The organism is Bradyrhizobium sp. AS23.2 (assembly GCF_001908185.1).
Taxonomy (GTDB): domain Bacteria; phylum Pseudomonadota; class Alphaproteobacteria; order Rhizobiales; family Xanthobacteraceae; genus Bradyrhizobium.
In genome coordinates this window covers 1-3330 of the sequence record NZ_LGHM01000253.1, presented here as the reverse complement: position 1 = coordinate 3330, position 3330 = coordinate 1, and the positions used below count along the sequence as shown (strand labels likewise).

General features: G+C 57.8%; 2 protein-coding genes and 2 pseudogenes. 1 reads left to right on the top strand and 3 read right to left on the bottom strand.

Annotated features, from left to right (window positions below):
* Positions 1 to 214: pseudogene (locus AC630_RS46505) on the bottom strand (hypothetical protein); the annotation flags it as partial.
* Positions 215 to 253: 39 nt separating this feature from the next.
* Positions 254 to 424, bottom strand: coding sequence for a hypothetical protein (locus AC630_RS46005; RefSeq protein WP_167561372.1), 171 nt, complete (start codon positions 422 to 424; stop codon positions 254 to 256).
* Positions 425 to 1351: 927 nt separating this feature from the next.
* On the opposite strand from AC630_RS46005, the gene AC630_RS39680 reads away from it, so the two are divergent.
* Complete coding sequence (locus AC630_RS39680) at positions 1352 to 2386, top strand: IS110 family RNA-guided transposase (RefSeq protein ID WP_074123784.1); 1035 nt, start codon at positions 1352 to 1354, stop codon at positions 2384 to 2386.
* 217 nt (positions 2387 to 2603) lie between these two features.
* On the opposite strand, the pseudogene AC630_RS39675 reads toward AC630_RS39680, so the two are convergent.
* Positions 2604 to 3242 (bottom strand): annotated as a pseudogene (locus AC630_RS39675) (IS5 family transposase); the annotation flags it as partial.
* Between the last annotated feature and the right edge of the window lie 88 nt (positions 3243 to 3330).

The window sequence follows — 3330 nt, the reverse complement described above, 5'->3', positions numbered from 1 at the left end:
CATCAATGCGTACGCGATAATGACCATCCTTAGTTTCCCAATCGGCGTCATCAACGCGCTTCGCATCGCTGCCATCGCAGCAGGGCCCTTTGCCGCTGCGCAAGCTCTCATACCAACTGTTCAACTCAGGGTGCTGATAATCGTGGGCGCGGGCGCGACCGAGCGCCATGACAGCGAGTACAACAAGCGTTGCATGCCACATGTGATTACTCATCTTACCTAATCCCGCAATCTCTCTCTGCAGTCAGGAAATTCATCCATCCGCATCAACATGCGAAGCTTTCTCAGCTCGCCGCAGGTGGTCGTCGGCAAGGGCCTTAAGCTGATACGCAATCGCCGAGTCCACCATGGTTCGGGCAGCGCGGAGCAACGTCTGTGCCGTTTCTAGATATTGCTTTCTTCGTTGCGAAATCTGCAATGTCATGAATCCCTCGCACGGTTCTCGGGCGACTGGAAGGCGATCTGGAGCCAGCCCACCCAATCGAGGTCACTTTTCCTGCGAGCTCTGAAGCGATCGACGCACTTCTTGGAACAAAGCGAGGTTCGCCACGAGTAGTGCCGGACGAGACCAAACTTGCCATCACAAACCGCGCATCGCGCGGCTCTGCCAGATTTAAGACTTTCGGAGCAGTCCGGCATTGGAGTCTCCTCTTGGTACTATCCTCTCTCTCTTCGATCGTCCTCTATTTTACCGTCGCACTTCATGAGCTTGTGCGCTTTCCAAACTCATACAGCGTAAGACGATCGCGATCAGCGGCTCAATTGAACGTAGGTAACCGTCCGACATCTAAAGGGGGCACGGAAGGATACGAAAGGTTTATGGTGCTCGCGCCTAAAGCCACACTTCCGCATCGGGTCAAAAGCGCCGGTTTGATTGTTGACCCGTCATTTCTGGTCTACTTTGAACAGCAGACGTTGAGACCGGCCGTTGGCAGGTCTTTGAAGGGACATCAAGCGACCTACGCGGTCCCCCGTCAACGCCCGCTTCCGGAGCTAATCTGGTTCATGCTGTGCCAACGCGGAGGAGAGCTTTCGATGTACAGACGAAGTCTGATCCTTGGGGTGATTGGGTCCTCATGTTTTGGAATTCGCGCAGCGAGTGCGTGGACCATTGGTCGCCGCGGCGCGAAAAATGCTACACCTCATAAGCAAGCTGCTCCGGCTGCACCTCGATCAGGCGCTCCAACGGTCAGGATTGAGGAGCCAGGCACAACAAGGCCGATAAGGTCGCTAGATGCCGTAATGGGCCCTGCTCCGAGCAAGGGGTCATGATGGTGGCTGTCCCCCGATAGATGATGAAACGGGGTCACGACTTGAGTCGGCCCCAAGCATCTAGAGACGGAGGACAGCCGTGGAGAACTATGCCGGAATCGACGTGTCATTGGAACTGTCGAGCGTGTGCGTTGTGGATGCCCAGGGCAAGATCCTGAAGGAGGCGAAGGTAGCGAGCGAACCCGAAGCCTTAGTCGAGTTTTTCGAGAGGCTTGGCTTTGCGATAAAGCGGATCGGGCTGGAAGCGGGGCCGCTGTCACAATGGCTGCATGCGGGCCTAAAAGGAGCAGGCTTCGAGACGGTTCTGCTCGAAACACGGCATGTGAAGGCCGCATTGGCTGCGATGACGGTGAAGACTGATCGCAAGGATGCGCGCGGGATCGCCCAGTTGATCCGGATGGGCCGGTTCCAACCGGTACACGCAAAGTCGGGCGGCGCGCAGGAGACCCGAGCACTCTTGATTGCACGCAAACAGCTTCTCGGGCGGCTGATTGACGTGGAGTTGAGTATCCGCGGAATTTTGCGTGGCTTTGGGCTGAAGGTTGGCCCCGTGACGCGGAGGAATTTCGAAGCGCGGATCCGAGAGTTAGTTGCTGGTCAGGCAACGTTAGAGCGCATCGCCGGTGCGATGCTTTCGGCGCGATCGGCCTTGAAGGCAGAGTACGGAAGGCTACGCAAGGCTGTGCTGGCAATTGTGCGTGACGATGCGGTCTGTCGCCGGCTTATGACAGTGCCGGGCGTTGGTCCCCTGGTGGCTATCACCTACAAATCGGCAATTGATGACCCTCATCGCATCGTAAAATCGAAGGCGGCAGGCGCGCTGTTCGGGCTCACGCCAAAGAAATACCAATCGGGAGAAAAGGACGTCACGGGCGGGATCACGCTGGCCGGCGATAAGACGGTGCGAACGGTGCTGTATGAGGCCGCCAACGTTCTGCTATCGCGCATCACACGGTTCTCAAAACTCAAGCGCTGGGGGATGGACGTCGCCAAGCGGCGAGGCTCGAAGCGCGCAAAAGTCGCCTTGGCACGTAAGCTTGCAGTGATCCTGCATCGGATCTGGGTCGATGGCACGACTTATCGTTGGACTGAGGCAGAGCCGACTGCAGCGTAGAACGCGGAGGAAATTAATAACGCAACCGGGCTGAATCGAAGCCCATTGCCCGAAGTCCCGTCGCCGAGACGGCGGATGTGGTGAAGCCGTTCCACGTCCAGTGGTCGTCATCTGACGGACCACGCGTATCTAGATAGGCTCACCGCCCCCTCTGACAGCATGATGTGGCGGCCAGGCGTCGACCACGGACAGAAGCATGAGCTCGGCGGCGTGACGTTTACTCGGGAGGCTTGACATCATCGGGCCCATTACAGAAGGACGTGGACTCATTAGCATGCAGCCATAGCCTGATCGATGCGAGCTGTACGAAGGCAAGGTAGTTAGCGGCGAGCCTGTCGTAGCGCGTCGCAATCTGGCGGCAGTGCTTGATCTTGTTGAAGCACCGCTCGACCTGATTCCGGGCTCGATAGAGATAAGGGCTGAAGCAGATCGGATCGTTGCGATTGCTTTTCGGCGGGATGTTGGCCCAGGCGCCCCTCTTCATGGCGAGCTCTCTGATCCAGTCGGCGTCGTAGCCACGGTCGGCAAGAAGCATCGACCCGGATTTCAGACGAGACAGCAGTTTGCCGGCAAGTCGAACGTCATGAGCCTCTCCGGGGCTCTGCGCCAGCCGTATCGGCAGACCATTGCTATCGACCACCGCATGGATTTTGCTCGTCAAGCCGCCGCGTGACCTTCCCATCGATTCGCGCTGATTCCTTGTGATGCAGGCTCCATGTTGATGCACGCGGACAATGGAGGTGTCGATCATCTGGACAGTCGCATCATGGGCAGCGGCAAGTGCGTCTATGATGCAGCCCCAGACACCAGCCCGCCGCCAGCGAACAAAGCGGCTGTAGCAAGTCGTGTAAGGACCCTGGCTGTGTAAAAACGCGAACTCCGGCGGATGGCGGAGAATCTACTTCTCAGATCACGCGGCACCGAAGCTCTGTATCCTCTTCGCA